Here is a 24,225-nt window from a genome sequence, read left to right as displayed (position 1 = left end):
ATTGCGTCTAGAATAACGAAGATTCTTCATTGATGCGCTTGGCCAATTTGTTGCACAGCATAATGATGATAAAGGCGATAACGCTCTGGTAGAAGCCCGCCGCAGATGCCATGCCGATATCTCCATTCAGACGGAGACTGCGGAAGATAAAGGTATCAATGACATCGGCTGTCTGATAGATAGCCGCGTTCTCGCCGACGATCGCATAGAACATGCCAAAGTCCGCATTCATAATTCGGCCGACCTGCAGCAAGGTTAAAGTGACAATCGTAGGCATCAGGAAAGGCAAGGAAATATATCTGATCTGCTGAAATTTTGTTGCGCCGTCAATTTTGGCCGCTTCGTAATAGGAGGGGTCAATTCCCGTCAAAGAAGCCAAATACAGTACCATTCCATAGCCCGTCGATTTCCAGATATAGAACAACACGAGAATGATCGGCCATACCCACGGAGTGGCGAACCAATCCACCGAGCCAAGCCCGAGACTGGACAGGGTCGTATTCATAACACCGGTATCCATACTGAACAGATTGTAAGCGATTACACCAACGACAATCCAGGAGATAAAGTACGGGAGAAACATGAGCGACTGCGTAATTTTTTTGAAATATTTTCCCGCAACCTCATTGAAAATCAGAGCGATTCCGACTTGAAACAGAATGCCAAAAATAATAAAAAGCGTATTCAGATAAAGGGTATTCCATGTTGCCCGCAACGCCGAGGAAGTGGACGAGAATAAATACTTGAAGTTTCCATAGATCGGATCCATCCAGGGACTGCCCAATATGCCGTCGCGAAAGTTAAAATCTTTGAAAGCAACAAGCAGACCGAACATCGGAAAATAACTGAATAACAGGATCAGCACAACACCGGGCAATACCATTGCATATAGTGCTTTGTTTCGATTCAGGTCGGACAATAGCCCCTTAGTTCTCATTTTTTTGCCCCCTTTCTCCGATATTGCCTCTTCTTGCTCCTAATTATAGAGGGGACACAGGGGGGACGAGAACGTTGTTTTTTTAGTGTCGTATGCGCATTTTTTAGATATTGCCTGCCGCTGTCAGTCTTTATAATTTCGTTTGGCCCATTGTTCGTCGGCCTGCTGAAGCAGCTGCTCCACGGTAGGTCTGCCGGTCGCCAGCGTGTATTGCATCATACCTAGAAACCAATCGAGAAATCCCTCAGGTGCTGCGTTGGACGCCCAATATTGCTGCATGAGCTGAACTTTTACGGCATGCGGATTTTGAGAGATTGCAATCAGCTCCTCCACAAGAGGATTCACAGCCTCATATTCCATGTTGTCCTTGGTTACAGAAAGCGCATGTCCGGCCTGAATATAACGTTTGTATGGCTCGGGAGAATAGAACAACTTCATAAACGCAATGAAAGCGGAACGTTTACGCGGATCTTTCCCGGCTTCTGATGTCAAAGCGAATCCCTGCAGCCGCTCCGAACCGTTGATCACGATTCGTCCCTTGCGGTCAGGAGGGGCAAAGATGCCGATATTCGCATCCGGGTTGATCCGATAAATCGTCTTCAACGCCTCCGGGCCTGTATACAGCATGCCGGCCCTCCCATTAGCCAGCTCTGTTGCCGAATCGCTGTCCGTTGTATACAGCCAGCCCGGATTCACATATTTCTTGACCCACAGCTCCTCCATATCCGATAGCGCTCGCACAATACCGGCGTCGGCAAACTGAACCTGCTTGGCGGCTGCATCCCGGTTCCAGTTCGGGTTGTCCGCATACATGGAGGTTCCGAAAAAGAAGTTGGACCAATATCCCAGATGCCATACCTCTCTGCCGCCGACGACAATCGGACTTATGCCCGCAGCCTTTATTCGGGCGCAGATGTCCAGAAACTCGCTCCATGTTGCAGGCTCTTCGGCAATACCAGCTTGTTGAAAAACATCCTTATTGTAATAAATAGCGTAGGGCAGACTGGACGCCAGTTGGGCCGTATATACGCTGCCGTTAAATCGGGCCGGATGATCCAGCAAATCAATAATTTCGTCGGGCATGGGAGCGATAAACCCCGCTTTAATATAGGGCTCCGGATCTTTCAGCTCCAGGAAATCAGGAAATTCCCCCACCGCATTCAGATTTTGCAAATAATCTTCGTAGGATGACACGCCGGCCGAAGACGGGATGGCCTGTATGCGGATGTCCGGATGATCAGCGTTAAAAGCATCGGCGATTTCCTGCATCACCTGGCTCCTGTCGGGATCGCCGCCTGAATAAACGAAGGAAAGCGATACCGCTTCCGCAGAAGGCGCAGCATCGCTATATTCCGTGCCGTTGCCGGCATAACAGCTAGTCAACACCATTGAAATAAGGATCATCATAACCGCTTGCAGCGGTCTATTCTTAGCTGGCATTTTGCCGCCTCCCGACGACTTATTTGAATTGCTGGCGATATTCATTCGGCAGAAGTCCGTAATTTTTTTTGAACATTTCGCTGAACTGACGCGCATTCTGATACCCCACTTGCTCTGCGATCTCATAGAGCAGGCAATCCGAGTGGACGAGCAGCTTGACCGCCAAGTTCATGCGGATATTCGTCACATATTGTTTGAAATTTTGCCCGGTATGTTTCTTGAAAAAAACACTGAAATAATACGGGTTAATATAAAATCTCGCCGCTATCGTCTCCAGGTCAACCTCCCTGTAGTTCTCCTCAATAAAGGCTTTGATTTGGCGGATTTGCTCCGACTCTCTCCCGTTGTTCCCCTGATAAAGACAGGCGCGAATTCGCTCCAGGTCTTCGCGGATCATGACCGACATCTGATGAAACGTCTCTTGGGATTGCAAACGTCTTGCAAGCTCGGCTTCCGCTTGCTTCGTCTCCTCGCCGTCTGCGGCATGTTCACGGATAGCGTGAATGAGCAAAGAGCCGGAAAGCTGAAGCGCATAGGCGCGATTCCCCCAGGCAGCCTTCTTGACCATTTCCAGCCAATCCTCAAGCAGCTCCTCAAAGCGGTCCATATGGGGAGAGTAAAATTCGCGAAGCAATTGATTTTCTAGTTGTTTCCAATCCTCGCCTCTATGCATGGGAACGTCCGGTTTATCCGCAGGAGTCACGAGACTTCCCGCCCCCAGAAAAAATTTGAGCGCCATGCCCTCCTCCGCCTCTACGCAGCTTCGACGCAGCTCCTCCAAGGGAACAGCGCTGCCAACGCTCATCGACACACTGATTTTGAGCACGCTTCTATAATGATCCCGAAGATGTTCAGCGAGATTCCTGATCATGGCAGTCGGCAGATGCCGGATCAGCAAATATACGTAATCTCCCTCTGGCAGTATCCACCCGTCCGCTGCATCTTTTATCAGCTCCTCTGTAAGGTTCTGCATCGCATAATGAAGCAGCTTCCGCTCCCCCTCTCGCCAGCTGCCGGATGGATGCAGTGAATGATCAATCTCCGCCACCATACAAGTGAACAGCATGTCGGAGCGAGTTCCCCTAATCTCGCGGATAATCTCCGGATTAAGCGGAAACTGCTTATGCTCCAGCCATTTGCTCAGCCCGTCCATCAGTTCAAGCCGTTTGTGGCGATCTTCATAATGGCGAAGCTTGCTGCTGCTTGCCATAATCCGGGAAACCGATTGAATATCCGTCACCGTCTGCTCCAGAACCGACTCCAGTTTATTCCGATCAACAGGCTTGATCAGATAATCCACTGCCCCATAAGACAATGCATCCTTCGCGTAGGAAAAATCACGGTAAGCGCTAATAAAAATAACCTTTGTTCTCTTCTTCAGCTCCTTCAGACGTTTCAGCACTTCGATGCCGTCTATTCCCGGCATTGAAATATCGGTGATCACGATATCGGGATCGTACTCCATAATCGCCTGAAGCAGATCATCCCCGTTGCTCGCTTCTCCGACGATTTGTAATCCAAGCTGCTTCCAATCTACCAACATGGGCAACCCGCGCAGAATTGCGGGCTCATCATCAGCCAGAAATACGCTTAGCATAACGATCAATCTCCCTTATTATCGGAATTCTAATCTGGACGGAGGTTCCCCTGGCAGGAATGCTTTCAAGGTGAATACCGGAATCGCTACCGAACAAGGATTGAATGCGGTCGTGCACATTTTTGAGACCGATACTGGTCCCCTTCCCCTCTCCCCGTTCTGTCCCTTGTTCCAGCCTTTCTCTTAGCGACTTGAGCTTCTTGCTGTCCATGCCGATGCCATCGTCTATAATCCGGATTGACAGTAAGTTTCCTTCCTCAGCCTTGATTTCCAGACTGATTAGTCCACCTTCCCGCTTCTTCAGAATGCCGTGCAAGACGGCGTTCTCTACCAAAGGTTGTATAGACAGCTTGGGGACACCCCAATTCATGGAGACATCGGGATCCCTATGAATCTGCAATCCAACCCGCTCCTCAAAGCGAACTTGAATCAGCTCGAAATAATTACTGACATTCGCAATCTCTTCCTCCAGCGTCACCATGCTTTCTCCGTAATCAAGCACATATTGCAGCTGATTGGACAACACGTGGATCATGTCAGCCACTCGCATCGCCCCATGGCTTACAGCACTCATCCGGATGACTTCGAGTGTATTGTACAGGTAGTGCGGACGGATCTGGCTTTTGAGCGCGTTTAGCTCAGACTGCTTCTGCCTTAGCTCCGCAACGTATGCCTCTTCTATAAACCGGTTCAACTGGTCCGCCAACCGATTCATTCCACGGGTAAGCAGACCGAGCTCATCCTGCGACTTAACAGGAAGGATGACATCGAAATCGCCTGACTCCATCTTTCTCATTTGTTTGATGATCTCTCGAATCGGACGGGAGAACCTGCGCGAGAATACGATCGCAAGCAGCAATAAAAACAACATGCAGCTCGTCGCTGTAAGGATCACCAAAATCTTGAATGGTTCAATTGTGGCCAGAAAGCCTGTGCTTGCATAACTTCCGACCAGCTTCTGATCGGTGCCCGCAATATCCATCGTGATCAGATGCCTGTTTCCCTTCTCTGCGGCGGAACGCTCCTCCGCGATCGAAACTAATGTGCCGATCCGCTGCTCATTATTGCTGTAGTTGACGATATTGCTGTCGCTAAGGATCATAATCTCATCATCCGGATTTAGATGCAGTTCCGCGCAAATTTCATTGAAGTTGTCGACGCTGACGTCATAAATAAAGGTGCCCAGAACAGTCGGATGCTCGTTCAACAATGTAGATTTATCAAGCAAGTTTCGGGAGAAAGTCATTACTTGCCGTTTGGAGCTAACGAAATAGCTTTCCTGATGAGCAGGATACTGGTACAAGCCTTTGGGAGCTGCTTCAAGTCCCGAGGTCAACTCGTTATAGGGAAATTGACTGGGTACAAATGGTTTGGCCCGGCGGGACCGGTACATAATCTCCATGCTGGATTGCGGAATAAAGTAAGCGTTTTCAATATAAGGGTCTGAACTAAGGGCAAATACGAGCCAGTTATCAATGATATGATTATGATTGCCTCTGGCCGCTTGGCTGAGGCGATCATACCAGTTCACGTCGTACATCATCTTGGATATTTCGTTATAGTCGGTCAAAATTTGGCTCGAATTTTTGGCGATATAAAGCGTCATCTGTTCCAGATTATTGATATTGAAGCGCTGAGATTGAGAAAAATAAGCACTCATAAGAAAATAACCTAGAACAATGAGCGGCATTAATCCAACCAACACGAAGGAAAACACAAATTTGACAAAAATGCTTCTTTTCATTGCATCGTTTGGAAACCATCGCATTTGTTCTCACACCTTAATGTCGGATTTATAATTGGCAGGAAGGGGATAATATTTAAATTTATCACCTGGGAACGGCTGCTTACAGGCAGTTTTTTAAGATGAATGTCCGTTTTCTTAATCAAAATCTCGACATGACTAAAAGAGGATGCGAGCGCATGATCTTCATGCATTCGCATCCTCTGCAAAGCGGGGCGTACCGAATGGGTAACCCACTGAATCGGTCTGTCATTAAAACCCTTTCATGCCAAGCGCGTATTTCATCCCCTCTAGCGGTTCATCCTTCGGAAAATATTCCAGACCCATATAACCGTTGTAACCCGCATCTTCTATCGCTTGGCATATAGCCGGATAATAGAGCTCACCCGAATCCAGCTCACTTCTGCCTGGATGTCCAGCAGCATGAAAGTGACCGATCAACTTCAAGTTTTCTGTTATATTTGGAATTAAATTCCCTTCCGTTACTTGCTGATGATAGATATCAAACAAAAGCTTTACGTTAGGACTCCCCACCTCCTCGATAATTGAGAAAGCCTCGGAAGAACGCGACAAGAAGTGGCCCGGATGATCAATAAGCACGTTGAGCGGTTCCACCAAGAGCGAAATTCCGGTCTTTTCCAAGAGGGGGACGCATGCCTTAAGACCATCTATGATGCACTTTCTTTGAACCTCCCGGGGATAACCGTTATCATTCCCCGTCTGTGTAATCAGAGAAGGACAGCCTAAAAATTGCGCCGCTTCAATCGACTCCTCCAGGCCTTGGATATAAGCGTTCCGGGCGGAGGGATCCACCAGACTCACAAACTTTGTGCAAAATGCAAGGACATTCAAACCGAGTTCTTCCTTCTTTGCCTTGATCACATTCAAGTCCTTGTCCCACCAACTCCAAAACTCAAAGGTATCGATACCAATAGAATGAATGGCCTCCAAGCTCTCGCCTAAAGGACGGCCACGCAATACGGCGTCGATACAAACGGATATGTTCAACACTCACACCTCCAATATTTGATACGTGCACTCCCCTCCTTTGTACACGTTCCTTTAACTAGCGTCCTTCGGTACCCAGAAAATATTTGCATCGATGTATTCATCCTGACCGAAAGCTCTTTGTGTAAAAAATATTTGACATGATGAATATAATACTATACTTTATGTATATAATTTACTACATCCATTACAAGGAGTGCTGGATATGTCATATCAAGGACTGAGATCTTTAGTTTCAATGATCACAGCGATATTAATTTTGGGAGCATACAGTACCTACGCATACGGGAGGGTTCAGTCGGGTGCAATTGCCCCAGATGATATGAAATTTTGGGCAGGTGCTATGCTCATGTTTGTCGGCATAGGAATCGTCGCTGCCATTGTTATTCAAATTATTTTTCATATTTTACTTTCTGTCGGGGTTGCTGTACAGGAAAAAATACGCAAAGGCGAATGTGATGGTAAAGAAATTGAGAAAACCATTGAATCAGAGATGGTTGCCGATGAAATGGATAAGTTAATTGAACTCAAATCCGCGAGAATCGGCTTCATAATTGTAGCCATTGGATTTATCACCGCTCTTGTGTCGCAGGTAATACACGATTCAAGTGCAGTCATGCTGAACATCATGTTTGTATCCTTCTATGCAGCCTCGCTCCTTGGAGGCGTGGTTCAGCTTTACTATTACAGAAAGGGAGTATAGTAACCAATGGCTAAGAAGCTTCATATTACGAACAACATCCGAAGACTGCGTTTCTTCGCCAATGAAATGACTCAGCAGCAGCTTGCTGAAAAAGTAGGAGTCTCAAGACAGACTATCATTGCCACTGAAGCGGGAAAATATTCTCCTTCTTTGGAGCTTGCATTCAAGATCGCTGAAGCATTTGGTGTTAAGATCGGAGAAGTATTTGATTATGAAAAAAGGGAAGAGGAAATAACGAGAAAGAAGGATACAAATGAATAATTACAACTCAATTGCTAGACTTGTTGGCGTGTTATATATCATTGGCACCGTTGCAGGAATACTAAGTGTTGTATTTACTGGGCCAATAGCTGGGAGTACGAATGTACTTATGGAAGTTTCAGCAAATGTAAATCAAGTTAAACTCGGAACGCTCTTTATTTTGATCATGGGTATTTCACTGGCATTGGTTGCGGTCATCGTCTATCCAATTGTAAAAAAGGTTAATGAAGCTTTGGCTCTTGGATATGTTATTTTCAGGGGAGCACTTGAGACTGTTGTTTATATTATTTCCGCCATTTGGCTGCTGCTCGTGGTAGTCAGCAAGGAATATGTGCATACCGTTTCTTCCGACAGCAGCAGTTTTCAGAGCATAAGCCATTTGTTATCGAATTCAGGTGAACAGATTCATTCCTTTACAATGATTATATTTAGTATTGGCGCCTTGATGTTTTATTACTTATTGTACCGTTCCAAGCTAATCCCCCAATGGCTTTCGGGTTGGGGTTTTATTGCAAGCATAATTTACTTGGTGACAGGAGTATTTGCCTTGTTTGGAACCGTATCTGCTTTTGTCTTGCTGCCGCTTGCTTTACAGGAAATGTTTATGGCGGTGTGGCTAATAATAAAAGGATTCAATCCATCTAAAGTCAATATATAGAGGGAGTGAATTATCATGAATTCAAACAGAAGAACTGCAATCTTTCTTGGGATACTGTTAATATTCAGTTTTGTATTTGGAATACTTAGCTCTGTTCCGGCATTAGAACATCCAGATTACCTTAGTAAATTGTCAGAGATCGAAATGCAAGTTTATGTCGCCATATTCTCCCAAGCAGCAATGTCCGTCGTGTATGTCATAATAACCGCATTATTATATCCCATAATTAAAGAATACAATAAAAGTCTAGCTGCGGGATATTTCGGTTTCAGGATGATTGGAGCAGCATTTCTTTTTGTCGGTATAGGTTCTCTTTTACTTTTATTATGGTTGAGTCAAGGTCATGCTTCTGCAAGCCAAATGGACTCAGCGCATTTTGAAATCATAGCTGAATTGCTTAGACGAGGTAGAGATATTCTGAATCATATAGGAATGATATTGCCATGGAGTATTGGCGGCTTGATCCTTTATTATTGCTTGTATAAAATAAGACTCGTCCCAAGATGGTTATCGATATGGGGGATTGTTGGTTCTTCATTCACTCTTGCGGCTACGGTAATTTTGATGTTGAACGTCATAACATTAACGAATCCAGTTTACTTTATTTTAAATACGCCAACCGCTTTATTCGAACTGATTTTTGCTATATTTCTGATAGTCAGAGGGTTCAATCCTGTCGAGAGCCACATCAGAACACGGAGTTAAAATATGAGAATAGTAGTTCTCGGGGCAAATTAATACTCGGATTCTCATCAGAATAAGTGTAGTTCTTTCCAATGACGTATAAAGAAGCTCATCACCTGCCTGCCCATTCAGTAGGTGTTGTAATATAAAAAATTTCTTCTCAGCATTAAATATATTTCCTTTTTACTTTAGATTCTCTTTGACCAAATTGAAATGAAAGTTGGTCTTCGGAAAATGATCAACAGCTAGATCGATACTTCCCTTTCTATTATCGAGCTCAAATTGTAATTGCAAGTTATTTACTGAACCTAACAAAGAAACGAAAGGATATGGTTGGACTAACTTATACTTATTTCTGTTTTTTTGAAAGGTTGCCTTCATTATTAATTCATCTCCCCAGTATCCATACGCCGTTATCGTATTGGGGATTTTGGTCACTTTGGAAACATTTTTCGGCAGCTCGATGAAATTGAGATACATCTCATTCATCATCATTTTTGCCGAAGTTACAGGAACACTTTGACGCTCGTTAGAAAGATTTGACTGGTCCATTATGAAAACATCTGGCATGATTTTCAACTTTAGGTTTAAATTCTTATTGACGGAATCGTAATCCGCAATTGAAATTGATGTATCTAAAATTTCTACACTTCCGACATGCTCGCTCTTAATGTATTCTTTAATCAATTTGTCATCCGGTATAGATGTGATTAATCGAAATTCGTCTTGGAGATGCGGCAAAATAATAAAAATAGCGAAAGGTAGAAAGAAAACGATCGATATTAACTTTTGTTTCGATTCCGCAGAGAATAGTAAATAGACGGCAAATACCAGGAAATAAAAAATTAAAAATACGTATATTGCGCTAAAAAGAAAAGCGTAGTAAGGATGAGAATAGGATAGATAAATGATACCTAACCAAAATAATAGCAGAAAGTAATTTATATTCATGAATACTCTGCTTCTCATTAGCGAATTCCTCATTCCTAATCATTTGATTCTGTTAATTATCAATATACATGATTAAACACGAAAGAAATAGCAACCCCCTTTCCGATTGTATATCCATCGAAATTCTTATTTTCAGAATTTATAGCCGACCAATTGAACTACGACCCGGTCGGGACTGTACTGGCGGATGCGCTCCTCCACGATCTCCATGTCCGGATACTCGTCGCGGTGCTCGCTAAGATAGGCGATCTCTTCTTTTGACAGTCCCGATTTGATCCGTCATTGTTGGAATGGCAGATGCGTTCTGCCTTTGCTGTCCATAGCCTCGATAACTTCCTCAGTCGTCAACGGCTTGGAATTCGCTTCGCCTTTTTCGTTAAACAGCCTGCACGAGTTTTGCAGCCAGCGCCTCCGCCGCTTCTTGCTTAAAGCCTGTTTTGAAAGTAACATTTAGGGACTGAGTTGAGGTCGAATTTTTCAAAATTTACACTTCCGAATCCATGACACCGATGAATTCCCGGATCGGCTGTCGTCTATATAAATGAAGGCATCAATGAATACAAACTAATTTGATGAAGAGGTGTTTTGAAAATGGCATTAACATCCGCATTCACGAGCTTCAACCTGCCTGTAAAAAACGTAGAACAATCGAAAGCGTTCTTCACCAGACTCGGATTCGAGCTCAACCCGCAATTCCCCGAGAACGAGAATTCGGTAGCCATCGTGATCGGAGGCAACCTGCAGGTCATGCTGATCAATCAAGCATTCTTTAATACGCTCACGGAGAAGGAATCCGTCGATACGAGCAAGTATGCGCAGATGACGATCGCATTGGCCTTCGAGAGCCGGGAAAAGGTCGATGAAATCGTGAATACCGCGGTCTCCTTGGGCGGGAAATTGCACGCTGAACCTGAAGATCATGGGTTCATGTATCATTGGGGCTTCGTGGACTTGGACGGTCATCTGTGGGCCATTAACTACATGAACATGGATGCGGCACAAGGTTAAGGCTAACGGAGAGCACGCTCGTACAAGGGTTCAAAAAGAAAGACGCCGGGCATCTTCCCCGGCGTCTTCTTCGCGATGATTAGTTTTGTTCGGTATAGGCTTTGAAATTGTCCATGATCGCTTGCCAGCCTGCTTGCTGGAACTCGACGGGATTGGAGCTTTCCGCGTCGAACGTTTCAATGACCTTCGTCTCATTGCCTTGATCGACGAAAGCAATATCCACTCTTCTTCCGTCTTCCATGGTGTAGCCGATCGCCTCATGCCGATTCACGACATCGTAGACGCCGCCAAAATCAAAGCCCATGCTGCCATCCTTCGCTTCCATCCGTGTCAGAAACTTGCCGCCGACCCGCAGATCGTTTTCGGCTCTCGGCGCATGCCAGTCCTCGGATGCTTGATTCCACTTCGTGATGTGATCCGGCTCGGTCCAATAGCGCCATACCTTCTCGACAGGGGCTTGAATGACGGCTTGCACGGTTAATTTCGTCGGTTGATTCGTTTCCATTTTAAATAGACACCTCTCTCATGATATTCGTCGTTTGGTTATTCTCAATAATATAGACGTAAGCCAATGACGAAATTCATCGGTCAATTCGCTCAGGCAGCCCAAATCGCGAAAATAATGGCGCATGAATGAAGTTTTGAACGTGCAGGATTTGATTTTCTTTGGTTTCGATGACGTGGATGCCCCAGGGTACCAGGCCAGAACCCTCTTTGTCCGGCATATACTGCGCCAACGCCGGATAACCGCCATTCACCGTAATGGGCACAAATCGCGAACCTTCGCAATGCCAGCGAGTAAGCGAATAGAAGGCGGACAAATCCTCCTTGCCGCGGATCCACATCTCGAAGGGCGGCATCGACATGCAGCCTTCCTCGTGGAACAACGCGACGAGCGCAGCAATATCGAATTGCTCGAAGGCCTCCACATACCGGGACAGCAGCTGCTGCTCCGGTTGAACGTCCATGCTGCTGAGCTCATCCGAGCGAAGCTGCGCCCGGTCCATCGTTTCTCGGGCTCTTTGCAAGGCGCTGTTCACCGCTGCCGGCGACATCGCCAACGTTTCCGCGATCTGCTTGGAGGACCATTCAAATACATCCTTCAAAACGAGTACCGCGCGCTGCCGCGGAGGCAAGGTTTGCAGGAGAGCGATGAAGCACAGTTGAAGGGTATCTCTGCGGACGAGCCGATCCTCCGGATTGCCCCCAAAGTCTGGAGACGGCCAGATCCAGGCAGAGTCCGGCAGCGTGTCGCGCGGCTCGACGATGGCGACGGCCGGGTCGAACAGGTCAACCGGAAGCGCGCGGCGTTTGGATTGTCTCAGCTTGTCCAAGCACAGATTGGAGGCAATCCGATAGACCCAAGTTTTGAACGAGGACTCCTGTCTGAACGTGCTCCAGCTCTGCCAGACCCGAATGCTCGTCTCCTGAACGGCATCGTCCGCATCGTCCATGGAGCCTAGCATTCGGTAGCAGAACGAGGTTAAGCCCGGCTTCAAGCTTGCAAATAATGGTTCGTCAAATGCGGTCTCGTTCACGTTCATCGCGGCCTCCCTTAACGATCTCCCCGAAGGGTGGTACCTTCATTATATGCTTAGAAAATTAAATTTCTATTATTCAATCTAAGCTCCTACGATAGTAGCATGTAGTTTTTAGTTTGAGCTATGAAGTATTTATTTTTTATACATCAATTACAATATTTACTTTCTTCCGTCAGCCCAGCTCAAGCTTTGCATCCAGCCAAGCGTTTATCAGCTTTTGAACATCGTTGAGTATCTCATTCACGGTAGGTTTGCTTTTATTAAAAACAGTTGTATTGGCGCCATGACGGGCTTGCAAGCCCGAACCGGCCCGCGTATTCATGTAATGCCTTATTGTCGTTCCATTCCGGAATTTTTTCAGTTCATCTTCAATACGCTTTTGAATAGCTGCATTCATCTTGGGATGAGTAAGCATCTGCTTAAAATCATGTTCAATATTCTCACTAATTTTGAATATATTAATCAGCAAGTAAAGGTAGTCCCCCAGTGATAATCCATACAATACAATGACTTCCCTCACCAGTTCGTCATCATGAGCTAACGAGATAATCCTGCTGACCCGGTTATCAGGCCTTTCATCAGGCAGGCTTGCCGCTGTCACAAATGGATTCTGAAGCTGTTCAATGTGAAGCATTGGATCCTGATGTCCATAATGAGTTTGGCTTACCCCGTTAGGGTAGGTGTATAGAATATCCGAGCCGTGCAGCTGATGCTTGTCCCCGTCCAAGCTGAGCGCAGCGTTTAGAATAAGGAGGAGCACTTCAAATTTATATTTCGCCAGATTGTATTCTCCCGGAAAATTCACATGCTGCAGATGAGCAGAGAACAAATAATAGTGTTCTCTTTCGGAATTATCCCATTCCGTAATAATTGCAAGATGCGGCAAAAGTGACATCCTTGCCAGTTGATGAGCCAGATTAGATTGATCCAAATGCAGCTTCCACATTACTTTGCAGCTCCCTCTCTCTGCTCTCGGGTATCCGAGTTTTTAGTCTATTCAACTACCAAAGGTAATTATATTATTTTCAACTAAAGGCTTCTGCTTCAGTTATTCTAGATCTCTTCAAGCAGCTCGCCATTGATGCCCAACTGGCCAATGTACCCACCAAATGATACATTCTAAAAATATTATTTACACAAACTCAGGATCACAATGATAATTCAGTTCAAACGCATGGATCATTGCAGGGTCGAAGCCTATGCCGTAACATCTGAAAGCTAAATGAATACTATTCAGAAGCATGTCTTTCTCGTCTTTGTACGCTATAGGGGCTACGATTTTGATTATATTCCAAAAGACTCCGCACCCATCCAAAGCTCTGCCCGCCACTGTGTAATCAGCTTCGATTCTGGTGATGCCTACCCTGCTCCCATAAATAAATACTCCTGGTTTTTTCTTATTATGGAACCCGTCTCCTCCAATCTTAACCAGGAAATCATTCGTTTCTCGATCAATGATCCAGGTACTGAATTTATGATCTTTTTTAGGGTATCCGAACTGTTCCTTTAGGTTATCTATGATCTCTGCATCATTATTTGTTACATGTTCTCTTTTAAAAGACATTTTATCGCTCCTAGCGCAGAGTCAGATTCTTTGTTCAATCAGTCGACAACTTTATTCTCTTCGAATAATAAAGCCTGTTGAAGTATCTCAACAGGCTTTATTATTGTTCCAATTTTTAACTTATCCTTAGACTACGGGCAGCAAAGAGTTTTTAATTTTCTCTAACATCAGACCTGGATGTTCTGAGTGAAAAACCCCTGATCCAATTACTGCTGAGTGAATCCCACATTCAGATACTTCATGAATGTTATGTGCCTTTACTCCACCATCAATCATAACTTCTACATTATGTAACTGATGTTCACGAAGGTTTTGAACTAATCGAGCTGCTTTTTGCAGACAAGATTTGATCATAGGTTGTGCTGCAGACCCAGGACTTATTGTCATAATTAATATTTGATCTACGTCATCTAATATTTCATCTAATAACGATAAGGGTGTTCCAGGATTTAAAGCAACTCCTACCCGAACCCCTTTTGATTTGATCTTTTGAATACATTTTAGTATGTCCGGTGTTGCTTCTACATGAATAGTCAGTGTGGTGATTCCAAGATCTAAGAAATGGTCCATATGTTCAAATGGATTGTCACTCATTAAATGAACGTCTAATGGAGTTTTTGTGTTTTTTGCTAATTGTTCCACAAATTCTTTACCGAGTGTAAAACCCGGAACAAAATGTCCATCCATAATATCAACATGATAATAATCAGCACCGTATTTATCAAGTTCTTGGATTTGCTCTTTCAAGCGAAAGAAGTCGGCACACATAATAGATGGTCCAATTTTCAACATGATATTCCTCCCCAAGTAGTTTCAGTATACATTAATAACCTTATAATTCCCATATTTTTCTTATAACTCAAATAAATATAGCTGTTTAGAACCGCTCGCTACAAATCTTCGAGGGTCCAAACTATTTGTCAGCCTCACAACGACGCTATTTCGCCTTACTCAAATCGTAATGGGGATGTCATTAGTAATAAATGAGGATAGATGCGAGGGCATAACGGCGAGATGTAATGATTTGCTTTCACCCACAATCGGCGTTCCACCCCAGCCTAACGGCTGTAGTACCACTCTCGGAGTTTTTGTACTTCTTCTGTTCACATTAACTACAGCTCATTCTTCATAAAAAAGTCCCGATGATCTAACTAAGCATCATCGGGACTGTTCTAGAAGTTCCAGACTTTTTTATTGGTTCCAAACTTTTTTATCACTGAACAACTCTTTCTATTCAGTGAAAATAAAGTTCTAGACTGAAAGACTTGATCTAACGGGGGTTATGAGGATTGAATTCGTCAGACTTCGAGAAATAAGTATTAGACTGACTACAAAAATGAAACAGCGGCGGAACAAGACTTGAAAATAAAGTCTTAGACTGCCGCCGGTGTCATTCAACTATGTGTCCCGTTAGCTTTCATTGCCTCTAAACTCTCAATAAAAAAACGTGGTGATTTAGCATCAGAATACGAAAGAAAAGTACATACAAACTTTCCTGCTTATCTGACTTTGCTTGAGTCCACCAAAAGACGTTTCTGCATTAATTGTAGCATCAGAAACAACCCTAGACGATTCAGGGATGTTCCCTTTTTTCACAAAATATCCAACAAGAAATACCGTTCCTGCTGTTGCTAATAGTGGCTTTATCACTTTTGACATTTTCATATAGACATTTACCCCAATTCTAATTCAATCAAATTTCCGTGTCATAATCCTTAGCGTTTGTTTATCGATGTTAACGACATTATCTTTCTTCATTTGTTTTTCGAATAGATTTACCTGGTTTTCTCCCATGCTTTATGCACTCCTCAGTTTGTTGGATTTTTGTATGCATGTATTTCTTGTTGTAGATATGAAGATGGCCCCCGAAAGGCAGGGATCGGGGGCCAGGAGGAAACGCTTAGCTATTAGGCATTAGTTGTAACGGTAATGAACGCGGAAATAAGGATCTTGCTGCCAGTTCCATACAAGCACTTTACGAAGGCCGTAGTCCTGTTCGAGTTGGAGAGGCACTTCGCCGGTTACTTGACCCGTTGCTGGATCAAACGCATAACCGTTTTTCTCTATTACGGTTGCACCAAATCCAACATTGTTCGGGCTTGGGAGGGTGATAAGCACCGTAATTTGGCTTTGGCCAACAGGGCGGAAGCTCGGCATTGGTGCCAAAAGCGTCAGCTCGAAATCTGTGGAGTCTTCAGCCATCGGGTGCAGCGCAAGCTCATATTCAAAGGTCAGCACTTGCGTACCTTGTTTGAAGAGAACCGGCGTAAGCATGGCTACCGATTTAAACAGTTCATGCAGGCGGTTCAACTCGTCAAGATTGCCGCTTGCTACCGCTTGGCCATATTTAGAAAGCTCGTCCTGCAGATCAGCGAAACGCTGGCCAACAAAGGTTACGATATTTCCGTCCGGATATACCGTACGGACATCGATCGGACGGCCCACAGCCGGCGCGTAAAAGCTTTCGTCTTGAGTGAGAGGGGAAGCAAGCCCAATCTCATGCAAGACCTTTACGCGGTCATATGGAAGGCCATATTTCGAGCTGGAAAGCACGGTGCAGCTCACATGGCTCCAAGTCATATCAATGGGATTAGCAACAGTTAAGACAGGAATCGTAGTATTCATTTAAATTACCTCCAAAGTTTTAATTTTTTTAACCGGAGGCACATGCTATACTAGCATTAGGTTACGTACCATCGGCTCCTTACGGGGGCAAACTAGGTCGATGCATCTGCAAATGCGTTGGCCTATTTTTTTTGTTCCGATGCGACAGATTAACAGGTTTGTTGATGTTTTAGAATGTACTCACCTCCTTTATTCATTCGGAAAGCCTAGAATACGATTGCGGCAACAATTTGTGGAATTGGGTAGATTCAGTTAGTTTCGTTGCAAATACTACCCAATCCCACGTTGTATTCAATAAGTTGGATCGGACATTCTCTTTTTCCGGAAGAGAATGAAAATTGTATAGTTTTTAAACGAACATATTGCATATACACGTTCGTATTAATTGAAGTTTCTTGATTGATTTTTCAGGAAAATGCCATGACTAAAGAAAGTATCATTATTTTCTGAGCATGCATATTTCTCTGAATAATCGAAAGTAGAACTTTTAAAACTTTCTACTGAGATAGTTCTTCACTCACTCCTCTTCTTAATTTAATATCCATCAACTTTTTAAAATGTCCCTTAAATCACTTGTTTTGTAGATAAAATCACTTATCTTTCCCGTAAATAGTCATGACGAAATAAAAGTATTGTTTGTTATTTACCTGAGATATCTACAATCTTCAGGAGTATAAAACTCACCGTCTATTTAATATTACAACTCACAATTTATCCAATAGCGTTAACCTTATGGGGGGAAGGTTATTTCGTAAATAATTTACTTAATTCCATTAGAAACAAATCACGTTTAGTCTCTTCTTGTTCGAATGAGTACACTTCAATAGAACTATTATTTGAATTAGTTTGATCATGATTTATTAGTATATTGGTTTGATTATCTCTATAAAACTCAGAGTAGTAATTTACTTTTACTGTATCGATAGCTTGATCTAATCCTAATCCAAATTGTTGGAATAGATGAGCAGCCGTATTGGGTTTTACATGCCAGAAATATATCCTAGAATCAATTACCCTTTATAATTCCTCATCTGCTTCCTTTTCCAGATACTTAATTAATAACTCCGGAAGTACCGGTTCTTCCTCATAGTCAGATTCTTCATCTAGATCACTTTCCGGCAAGCTCCAAGACCGTTTAGTCATTTCCTCTAGAGGCATTGTTTTTAACGAAATAGCGTAATCCAAGAACATATCATCTTCGATTTCCTTTTCAAACAATGTCCCAGCATTCTGCCGGAGAATTTGATCTAGTTTTTCAAATTTAATAGTCATACATTCAACTCCTTTTAGAAGAGGCACCTTGGTACCAGGGGGAGGGGGCTTAGGATGAAGCCCCTTCTACCAGTTTCAAGTTGTTACAGATAGTTACAGGTTGGATAAGATATATTTAATATTTCGGTTTTGCCTTAGGTACCGCGATAATGTATTCGCGATCCTTGGTTTCCTTGTACATTTCCCATTCCGCCTGCAGCAGCTTGCGAAGGCGAGCTTTTGCATCAGCGTGAACTTTGTAAATGTTCTTGATACCAAGATCCTTAGCGATGTCGGCTAGAGCTTCCTCTTTAACCTGGTGGCGGTAGATGATGGTTCGTTCGCGATCGCTTAGCTGTGCCAAAGCCGTTCTTAGTTCGCCAAGCATTTCTTCGTGTTCAACCTGATCTTCGGTCAGGATGCCGTTATGCTTGGTTTGCTCGAAGTCGTCCGTCAGTACGTGCTGTTGAGGTACCGTGTTGGCTTTGTTAAAAGCTGCTATCGCTCGTTTGATGCGATAGTAAGCTCCGCCGAGCATATCTTGATTAATTTTGCCGTTCCTTACGTCACGTACGGTTAGAAGGAAAGCTTCATTCTTGATTTCCTTGACCGCTGCGGCTGATAATCCTGAGCATTCGTGTCGGATTATCTTGACCATTACCTCTTGAAATTCGCGGATACGCGCTTTAGGTGCTCCTTGGGACTGTTCATCACGATAGTATTGAAATACATCGGTGAAGCGGTCCGGATATTTACGATTCCCCATCAATATCTCCGCCTTGTTAAATGTGATTGTAATGCATGTTTGTTTCCTCCGCTTCTTGCGATTTACCCGCGCCTGTCACCTTGTCTAATTCCTGCTGTCGGTTGTTGCAATCGTTCTTCGCCACTTGCCTGCAAAGGGTGAGGCTGGTTTTTTTGCCTCCTCATCTATATATAGCACGAAATATCCTTCAAATCTAACAGCCTATTCCAAAATTTTTTTTCATAGAATAGCGGTCGAAGCTATCTGCGAAACGTTCGATCAGCTGCTCGGAAAATCACTCGAAAAGCCCGTCACAGCGGGGCGGGACGGAATTCCAAACTATTCGTCCGCAGCCGGTGAAGCAGTTGCGGGCGGCCGAATAAAAATCTCAAACGAACAACCCCTTTTTTCTTTTCCTCCTTTGCGTTCCGAAGCCAAAAAGAAAAAGCGAAGGGCACATGCCGGCATCGCTGCACTGTGCCGGCATGCTCAAGATCAAAAGCATGGTTTGAACGCGTTTCCTACCTGCGGCGCGGCATGAAGCTATTACATTTTCGGCGGGACCATTCGTAACCGTCGAATCTGCTGGCCCAAGCAAACCACACCAGCACCACGCTTGGCAGCTTCGACACGAATGTTCGTTCCTTGAAAACTTCATAAGCTTTCATGCACCACCACAGAGGGAAAACTGCTCCAAAACACCTTAAATGAATCCGCTCATCGCCGCGGGGGCTAGGCACATCAACCCGAATGTCGGGGGGAGGTCGAGGCCCGACAGATAGGAGGGGGCCGCAGCGGCTCATAAGGTAGGGTTTGGAGCGACGAACAATCGGTTGCTGCTGAACCACTCATATTACGAAAAAGGAGGGATGACACATGATTAAAGTCGCGAAGGAATCCGAAGGCGTTTAGACGGTTTGGGATACGAAAACGCAGGAGGTTGCGACGATCGTCCATATCGGGTTTGATGTTTTTGATTTGCCCTTTATGACCGAACTCCGTGGAATAGAGATAAAATTTCCAAATGAATGAAAAGGAGGCCGCTAAATGAAATTTATTGAGGAAATAAATAAATTACAAGCTCAGACGCCGATTGCACCGACCGGCTTTGCCGAATTGGAGTTGCGAGCAGTTGCTCCTGTCTGCAGTAGTCGCTGATTGCAGTCCCGACTGCTCCGCAAGACATCTGTGTAGATCCCGAGATTGCAGCATGCGGCTTGCCGTTCTTCGCAGGACGCATGCTGCAGCTTACGCAGGTCGCGATTTCTGATTATCCTAAGCCCTCACGCCCATGATTTAAAATGGGCTGATGCAATTCAGTTCATTAACAACTTTAACAAGCAGAAAACATTTGATAAGACTTTTTTTTGTACGTTGACCCACCGTACTATGGACAAGGTAAATCCCTCTATAGAAAGTTTTTTAATGATCAAGATCATATTAAACTATCCAAGGCACTTACGAAATTATCCGCCCCTTGGTTGTTAAGCTATGACAATTGCAAATTTATTTCACATTTATATGAGAATCAACGTAAGAATGTAAAACAACAATCACTCTTTTTCGATTACTCCGCTGGTGGAACAAAAAAAGAGTAGGAATTATTAATATCTAATTTAGAAATTCCACCAATTGAAGTCGTTAAGACCAACCCATTTGCTGTTTCATATTAATAATAACTCTACATTTTATCAATGGCCATATTAAATAAGCTGATCTCGGTAGAATAACGAGGTCAGCTTATTTAATTTGAGTCTAAACATCCATTCACGCACAGCATCCACTATACTGATTAAGGCCATAGAGCATACTTTGTCTAAACCTAAATCAGTCCGCTTAGTTATTAACTTATTATCAGCAATATCTTCAAAAAGCCTGATTATCCAGCAACAAACTAAGCCGTTTTCTTATATCGAAGACAAATTTCTTAATTTAGTAGAATGATAAGAAGCTCTCGCCGTTCCTTGAAAAAATTTTTGAGCTCAGATGAGTTATCAACTAAGTAACCTTATGCTCATTCTAGATGCCCAATCTCTAAGTGAGTCATTCTGATAATGCTTTACCTTTTCAATATTCATATCACTACATTGGTTAAGAACTGACTGATCCCAATGACCACCTTTTTGAACCAACCCATCAAGAAGCTGCTTGATGCTACGCTCAATTAAAGTAAATGATAATTGATTCATTGGTCGGAGGATGAGTGTGGAAATGGACCAGTCATCTGGTCTTGCAACTTCGACAATATAGGATATTGAGGTTTTATTAATCACCTGTACAATGGCACACGTCCGACGAGAGCCATCTATGCAAACAGAGAAACGCCTGCCGGGCGGCACTCTTACTACTGACATTCTCACGTTTACAGAAACCGTCTTCTTCAACATCTCAATCATATGGAAAAATGGCTCTAAGCCAATTGCTTCAGAGGCCGGACTCGTTTCAAGTGTCTGAAAGTCGATAAGAGAGGTATCTCCGCCAACCACGGAATCCTGTATACTGACTTCCTTAGAAGCAGCTGCGTGTTTTCCACCACGTCTAGTCGAAACGATGACTTCATTTCCTGTATTCGAATGCCTACACTTGAACGACGAGTTTCCACTACAGGATAATTGGCAAACCGCATTATTGTAGGAGAGGTTTCTAAAATATCTTGATTTGAATCCTCTTTGGCGTTGTCACTTTGATCGTTCAGCACAAAATCAGTGTTTTTAGAGCCCGGAATCATACGAATCGTTTTGTCGACTGAGCTCCATTCGCGACGTTTCTTAGAGGGATGCCAAAAGAGAATCTCATTTGATGGGTGCTGAAATCCGCCTATGGCAATAATCACTTTGACCAACACGTAATCGATAAATTGCACTCCGCAAGTATGCATTTCAATAGGGCCTAAGGGCGGAAGATCAATGTTTAGAGGAACACCTTTCTTCAAAGTAGCAGTTGGATTATAGGGTGAACTTTTAACAGCCTGACCGAACATATTTTGATAAACGGAGTCCCACAATGACCGTATCATCGGGTCTGAGTAGATCCATGATAGATGGCGAACATTACTATCTGTAGCCAGTTTAGCTGGAACCCGATTACTCAAGTCGAAATGTAATGTTTCACCCTGCCAATAGCTATTATCGATTAACAAGTCCAAGCCATGGGGTTTTAGCAAATAGTAGGCTAAGTACCTCGAGTTAATGAGCAAGGCCCTTATTAATTCAATAACCGGTAAATCTGACTTTCTCACCGAGGTTCAACTGTATCAGCTCCAGAATACAAAAATACCCCGTAATTAGTTACAATTACGGGGTTCAAGCTCATGATGTCTGTTATTCGGAGTAAATGCTGTCGCACCCAACAGTCTAATACTTTATTTACTCAGTCTAATACTTTATTTTCACTTAACACTTTTGTCAGGTGAAATAAAACAGTGGAACCAATTTTGTTGATTTTAATGGGTTTGCCAGAGTACATGATAAAAGTGAAAAAAAGAAAGTCTGGAACCACTAAATATTACCATGAAAAGAAAGTGGAAAACCAAATAAATAATCAATTATACGTTCTAACATCTAAATATACGTATCCTCTGATTCACTTTGTAATTTAGTTAATAATGCACGAGAGTAGTCTTCATAATTTTGGAATATCTTCTTCTCTTTTAAATCAATAGTATCCCTTATGTTGTTCCGATAAGATCTTAAAAATAATGTTTCAAATTCCGGATTAAGAGCTTCCATTTTCAATTCAAATTTAAATTTTGCAAATTCAAACTCAATATTCCTACTTATCATTTTTATAGAACTATATATTTGATCAAATTCCCTAATTGATTCGTAAAGTTCTTGGATCGAATTTGATTCACCTATGCTTTCGAATATCCCTTGTGTATTAACAATTGGGACACTATCGTGAATTGCTACATCGCAACCTATATAATGATGTGATAAAATAATTGACTCTATTCTATTTATATTGGTTCTTACTTCAAATCTATCTTTGATTAACTCCCAATTATGTCTAATGGCATCTAGTTGTGCAGTTGTTTTTTTTAATGCTTCTTTCAATTGACTATCGATACTTCTCATCTCCGAATATGACATAGGATTAAAAAAGTGCTTTACCTCTATATACAATACAAACCCGCTTGATTCATCAACTACCAATATATCAAGTTCTCTTGATTGGTTTCTCTTGTTGGGTATAGGCACCTTAAAATTAGTTACAACCGTAGTATTCGGATATTTCAACTTACATAAATGCTCAATGATTGGTATTACTCTCTCCTTCAGTTTATCTTTTATCCTTTGATGACGATTATTATCATATTTTCGTAGATAGTTTAAATATCTAGTTTCTCCTGAATCATTATTTAACAACACGAGTGGATTAACTATTATATATCCGTCTTTTGTTATAATAAGAGGAGCATCCGAAACACTTGATTTCGGGAAGAGATTTTTTCCAAGCGGCTTATAAATAAAGTCTTCTAACACTTTATCAATAATCTCTTGATCTTTAGTAAGAGTAAACTCTTTTATTCTTTCTTTCCCTTTAGGAGAAATAATTATCATCATTTTATGAGAACCAAATTTTTCAATATTAAAGTCTGCTCTGTATAATTTAATAAAGCGCCTCATTGCTGCTAGGATGAAGAAATTTTCTATTCCACCCCAGTCAAGTCTAGAATATGGTTCGAAATCTTCATATAGCATATTTTCACTCCAAAAGTGAAAATATAGTTTTGAGAGTTCGACAGCAGCCTCTTCATCATCTTTATCGCTTAGTTGTCCAGATGCCATTTGTAATGTATAACTCAAAGCTTTTCTAATTGTATATTTAGAGATAAATTCATTAAATTTTCGAGGAATCTCTCTTACTTCATTAAATGAAATTGTTCTTCTTTGATCATCAAAATTCACTTTCTTTACTTCCGAATACACACCCGGAAATTCCTCACATAACAATGAGTATTGCATACCTTTCATGAAAAAATGATAGCAATATTTATATAAATCCTTATCAAACTTATATTCAAAAACATCTTCCTCAATAAGTTTTTTATATGCTAAAAATGTGCTATAACTTAGTGAAAACAAAAAATGTTTTTCCGATGTCGAAAACCACAAATTCTTATCAATAACGTAATCAATATATACCAAATTCATATGATAAATAAATTTATATCTAGGTATAGATTCATCTAATAATTCATATAAATGTAAGTCCACTTCATCTTCTATACTTCTCGTTTCATCATTGTTCAGATTCATCTACTGTACACTCCTTTGAATTAAAGGCCTCTCCTATAACATTATAAAAGAGAAAAATAACCTTGTAAGATGTCGCCCGCAAATTTATATATCTACATACCTTTTCGATTTTGCAAATTTTACTTTTTAACGATTTTCTTCTAAAGCTTCAGCCAACTCATTAGCATTTTCATTTTTATGAAAAATGTACATAATTCACACCTTTAGTACTGTGTGTGCCCCGTATCTATTAATCGACATTAGATTA

24 protein-coding genes are annotated in these 24,225 nt (G+C 42.6%); 6 read left to right on the top strand and 18 right to left on the bottom strand.

What is annotated here, in order from left to right; all coding sequences use genetic code 11:
* Positions 1-7 precede the first annotated feature (7 nt).
* The 5 genes from K0T92_RS16400 to K0T92_RS16380 all read right to left on the bottom strand — a co-directional run bounded on the left by K0T92_RS16400 (position 8) and on the right by K0T92_RS16380 (position 6,726).
* A complete protein-coding gene (locus tag K0T92_RS16400; protein WP_219873558.1) occupies positions 8-937 on the bottom strand; it encodes an ABC transporter permease in 930 nt (309 codons plus the stop codon).
* A 123-nt stretch (positions 938-1,060) separates the two neighbouring features.
* The gene (locus K0T92_RS16395) at positions 1,061-2,377 is read right to left on the bottom strand and encodes an ABC transporter substrate-binding protein (protein WP_219873557.1); all 1,317 of its coding nucleotides are present in this window, start codon (positions 2,375-2,377) and stop codon (positions 1,061-1,063) included.
* 19 nt (positions 2,378-2,396) lie between these two features.
* Positions 2,397-3,974 (bottom strand): response regulator, encoded by a 1,578-nt coding sequence (locus K0T92_RS16390; RefSeq protein WP_219873556.1) that lies wholly within the window; start codon positions 3,972-3,974, stop codon positions 2,397-2,399.
* On the bottom strand, positions 3,952-5,634 hold the full coding sequence (locus tag K0T92_RS16385) for a cache domain-containing sensor histidine kinase (protein ID WP_219873555.1): 1,683 nt from the start codon (positions 5,632-5,634) through the stop codon (positions 3,952-3,954). Before K0T92_RS16385 ends, K0T92_RS16390 begins: the two co-directional genes overlap by 23 nt.
* A gap of 336 nt (positions 5,635-5,970) precedes the next feature.
* Positions 5,971-6,726, bottom strand: a complete 756-nt coding sequence (locus K0T92_RS16380) for a hydroxypyruvate isomerase family protein (protein WP_219873554.1) — start codon at positions 6,724-6,726, stop codon at positions 5,971-5,973.
* 205 nt (positions 6,727-6,931) lie between these two features.
* Here K0T92_RS16380 and K0T92_RS16375 point away from each other — a divergent pair, with 205 nt between their 5' ends.
* Genes K0T92_RS16375 through K0T92_RS16360 form a run of 4 tightly spaced genes read left to right on the top strand, consistent with a single transcriptional unit; the run spans position 6,932 to position 9,053 of the window.
* Positions 6,932-7,429, top strand: a complete 498-nt coding sequence (locus tag K0T92_RS16375; protein ID WP_219873553.1) for a hypothetical protein — start codon at positions 6,932-6,934, stop codon at positions 7,427-7,429.
* 6 nt (positions 7,430-7,435) lie between these two features.
* Positions 7,436-7,690 (top strand): helix-turn-helix transcriptional regulator, encoded by a 255-nt coding sequence (locus K0T92_RS16370; RefSeq protein ID WP_219873552.1) that lies wholly within the window; start codon positions 7,436-7,438, stop codon positions 7,688-7,690.
* A complete protein-coding gene (locus K0T92_RS16365; protein WP_219873551.1) occupies positions 7,683-8,348 on the top strand; it encodes a DUF4386 domain-containing protein in 666 nt (221 codons plus the stop codon). The genes K0T92_RS16370 and K0T92_RS16365 overlap by 8 nt, the downstream gene beginning before the upstream one ends.
* A gap of 15 nt (positions 8,349-8,363) precedes the next feature.
* Positions 8,364-9,053 carry a DUF4386 domain-containing protein gene (locus K0T92_RS16360; protein WP_219873550.1) on the top strand — a complete coding sequence of 230 codons (690 nt, stop codon included), beginning with the start codon at positions 8,364-8,366 and terminating at the stop codon, positions 9,051-9,053.
* Positions 9,054-9,215: 162 nt separating this feature from the next.
* Here the strand turns inward: K0T92_RS16360 and K0T92_RS16355 are convergent, their stop codons facing one another.
* Both K0T92_RS16355 and K0T92_RS16350 read right to left on the bottom strand, forming a co-directional pair.
* Positions 9,216-9,719 carry a hypothetical protein gene (locus tag K0T92_RS16355; protein WP_219873549.1) on the bottom strand — a complete coding sequence of 168 codons (504 nt, stop codon included), beginning with the start codon at positions 9,717-9,719 and terminating at the stop codon, positions 9,216-9,218.
* Between the two features lie 396 nt (positions 9,720-10,115).
* On the bottom strand, positions 10,116-10,247 hold the full coding sequence (locus K0T92_RS16350; RefSeq protein WP_246628217.1) for a hypothetical protein: 132 nt from the start codon (positions 10,245-10,247) through the stop codon (positions 10,116-10,118).
* Positions 10,248-10,574: 327 nt separating this feature from the next.
* Between K0T92_RS16350 and K0T92_RS16345 the strand changes: the two genes are divergently transcribed.
* Positions 10,575-10,991, top strand: a complete 417-nt coding sequence (locus tag K0T92_RS16345; RefSeq protein ID WP_219873548.1) for a VOC family protein — start codon at positions 10,575-10,577, stop codon at positions 10,989-10,991.
* 79 nt (positions 10,992-11,070) lie between these two features.
* Here K0T92_RS16345 and K0T92_RS16340 read toward each other — a convergent pair whose 3' ends face one another.
* The 8 genes from K0T92_RS16340 to K0T92_RS16305 all read right to left on the bottom strand — a co-directional run bounded on the left by K0T92_RS16340 (position 11,071) and on the right by K0T92_RS16305 (position 18,738).
* Entirely contained in the window at positions 11,071-11,496 is a 426-nt protein-coding gene (locus K0T92_RS16340) for an SRPBCC family protein (RefSeq protein WP_219873547.1), read from the bottom strand.
* Positions 11,497-11,572: 76 nt separating this feature from the next.
* Positions 11,573-12,535: a sigma-70 family RNA polymerase sigma factor gene (locus tag K0T92_RS16335; RefSeq protein ID WP_246628209.1), complete on the bottom strand. Its 963-nt coding sequence runs from the start codon at positions 12,533-12,535 to the stop codon at positions 11,573-11,575.
* Positions 12,536-12,704: 169 nt separating this feature from the next.
* A complete protein-coding gene (locus tag K0T92_RS16330) occupies positions 12,705-13,478 on the bottom strand; it encodes a hypothetical protein (RefSeq protein ID WP_219873546.1) in 774 nt (257 codons plus the stop codon).
* 186 nt (positions 13,479-13,664) lie between these two features.
* Positions 13,665-14,096, bottom strand: coding sequence for a hypothetical protein (locus K0T92_RS16325; RefSeq protein WP_219873545.1), 432 nt, complete (start codon positions 14,094-14,096; stop codon positions 13,665-13,667).
* 126 nt (positions 14,097-14,222) lie between these two features.
* The gene (locus K0T92_RS16320) at positions 14,223-14,888 is read right to left on the bottom strand and encodes a ribulose-phosphate 3-epimerase (RefSeq protein ID WP_219873544.1); all 666 of its coding nucleotides are present in this window, start codon (positions 14,886-14,888) and stop codon (positions 14,223-14,225) included.
* Between the two features lie 1,122 nt (positions 14,889-16,010).
* Positions 16,011-16,721, bottom strand: coding sequence for a hypothetical protein (locus K0T92_RS16315; RefSeq protein WP_219873543.1), 711 nt, complete (start codon positions 16,719-16,721; stop codon positions 16,011-16,013).
* A 1,017-nt stretch (positions 16,722-17,738) separates the two neighbouring features.
* Positions 17,739-17,993 (bottom strand): hypothetical protein, encoded by a 255-nt coding sequence (locus K0T92_RS16310; RefSeq protein ID WP_219873542.1) that lies wholly within the window; start codon positions 17,991-17,993, stop codon positions 17,739-17,741.
* 115 nt (positions 17,994-18,108) lie between these two features.
* Positions 18,109-18,738: an RNA polymerase sigma factor gene (locus K0T92_RS16305; RefSeq protein WP_219873541.1), complete on the bottom strand. Its 630-nt coding sequence runs from the start codon at positions 18,736-18,738 to the stop codon at positions 18,109-18,111.
* 1,346 nt (positions 18,739-20,084) lie between these two features.
* Here K0T92_RS16305 and K0T92_RS25675 point away from each other — a divergent pair.
* The gene (locus K0T92_RS25675; protein ID WP_219873540.1) at positions 20,085-20,315 is read left to right on the top strand and encodes a DNA adenine methylase; all 231 of its coding nucleotides are present in this window, start codon (positions 20,085-20,087) and stop codon (positions 20,313-20,315) included.
* Positions 20,316-20,711: 396 nt separating this feature from the next.
* On the opposite strand, the gene K0T92_RS16295 is transcribed toward K0T92_RS25675, so the two are convergent.
* The 3 genes from K0T92_RS16295 to K0T92_RS16285 form a co-directional block, all read right to left on the bottom strand.
* On the bottom strand, positions 20,712-21,113 hold the full coding sequence (locus tag K0T92_RS16295; protein WP_219873539.1) for a Tn7-like element transposition protein TnsE: 402 nt from the start codon (positions 21,111-21,113) through the stop codon (positions 20,712-20,714).
* A 14-nt stretch (positions 21,114-21,127) separates the two neighbouring features.
* Positions 21,128-21,733: a hypothetical protein gene (locus K0T92_RS16290; protein WP_219873538.1), complete on the bottom strand. Its 606-nt coding sequence runs from the start codon at positions 21,731-21,733 to the stop codon at positions 21,128-21,130.
* Positions 21,734-22,277: 544 nt separating this feature from the next.
* Complete coding sequence (locus K0T92_RS16285; protein ID WP_219873537.1) at positions 22,278-23,978, bottom strand: hypothetical protein; 1,701 nt, start codon at positions 23,976-23,978, stop codon at positions 22,278-22,280.
* Positions 23,979-24,225: the final 247 nt, after the last annotated feature.

Source organism: Paenibacillus oenotherae (genome assembly GCF_019443105.1).
GTDB classification, from domain to species: Bacteria; Bacillota; Bacilli; order Paenibacillales; family Paenibacillaceae; genus Paenibacillus_Z; species Paenibacillus_Z oenotherae.
The sequence above is the reverse complement of the archived record's forward strand: the minus strand, read 5'-3'. Positions and strand labels throughout refer to the sequence as shown.

Bases quoted from the DNA above. Each gene is read 5' to 3' on its own strand.
- K0T92_RS16400 (WP_219873558.1), bottom strand. From the start codon at position 937: ATGAGAACTAAGGGGCTATTGTCCGACCTGAATCGAAACAAAGCACTA.
- K0T92_RS16395 (WP_219873557.1), bottom strand. From the start codon at position 2,377: ATGCCAGCTAAGAATAGACCGCTGCAAGCGGTTATGATGATCCTTATT.
- K0T92_RS16390 (WP_219873556.1), bottom strand. From the start codon at position 3,974: ATGCTAAGCGTATTTCTGGCTGATGATGAGCCCGCAATTCTGCGCGGG.
- K0T92_RS16385 (WP_219873555.1), bottom strand. From the start codon at position 5,634: ATGAGTGCTTATTTTTCTCAATCTCAGCGCTTCAATATCAATAATCTG.
- K0T92_RS16375 (WP_219873553.1), top strand. From the start codon at position 6,932: ATGTCATATCAAGGACTGAGATCTTTAGTTTCAATGATCACAGCGATA.
- K0T92_RS16370 (WP_219873552.1), top strand. From the start codon at position 7,436: ATGGCTAAGAAGCTTCATATTACGAACAACATCCGAAGACTGCGTTTC.
- K0T92_RS16365 (WP_219873551.1), top strand. From the start codon at position 7,683: ATGAATAATTACAACTCAATTGCTAGACTTGTTGGCGTGTTATATATC.
- K0T92_RS16360 (WP_219873550.1), top strand. From the start codon at position 8,364: ATGAATTCAAACAGAAGAACTGCAATCTTTCTTGGGATACTGTTAATA.
- K0T92_RS16345 (WP_219873548.1), top strand. From the start codon at position 10,575: ATGGCATTAACATCCGCATTCACGAGCTTCAACCTGCCTGTAAAAAAC.
- K0T92_RS16340 (WP_219873547.1), bottom strand. From the start codon at position 11,496: ATGGAAACGAATCAACCGACGAAATTAACCGTGCAAGCCGTCATTCAA.
- K0T92_RS16335 (WP_246628209.1), bottom strand. From the start codon at position 12,535: ATGAACGTGAACGAGACCGCATTTGACGAACCATTATTTGCAAGCTTG.
- K0T92_RS16330 (WP_219873546.1), bottom strand. From the start codon at position 13,478: ATGTGGAAGCTGCATTTGGATCAATCTAATCTGGCTCATCAACTGGCA.
- K0T92_RS16325 (WP_219873545.1), bottom strand. From the start codon at position 14,096: ATGTCTTTTAAAAGAGAACATGTAACAAATAATGATGCAGAGATCATA.
- K0T92_RS16320 (WP_219873544.1), bottom strand. From the start codon at position 14,888: ATGTTGAAAATTGGACCATCTATTATGTGTGCCGACTTCTTTCGCTTG.
- K0T92_RS16315 (WP_219873543.1), bottom strand. From the start codon at position 16,721: ATGAATACTACGATTCCTGTCTTAACTGTTGCTAATCCCATTGATATG.
- K0T92_RS16310 (WP_219873542.1), bottom strand. From the start codon at position 17,993: ATGACTATTAAATTTGAAAAACTAGATCAAATTCTCCGGCAGAATGCT.
- K0T92_RS16305 (WP_219873541.1), bottom strand. From the start codon at position 18,738: ATGGGGAATCGTAAATATCCGGACCGCTTCACCGATGTATTTCAATAC.
- K0T92_RS16295 (WP_219873539.1), bottom strand. From the start codon at position 21,113: ATGATTGAGATGTTGAAGAAGACGGTTTCTGTAAACGTGAGAATGTCA.
- K0T92_RS16290 (WP_219873538.1), bottom strand. From the start codon at position 21,733: ATGATACGGTCATTGTGGGACTCCGTTTATCAAAATATGTTCGGTCAG.
- K0T92_RS16285 (WP_219873537.1), bottom strand. From the start codon at position 23,978: ATGAATCTGAACAATGATGAAACGAGAAGTATAGAAGATGAAGTGGAC.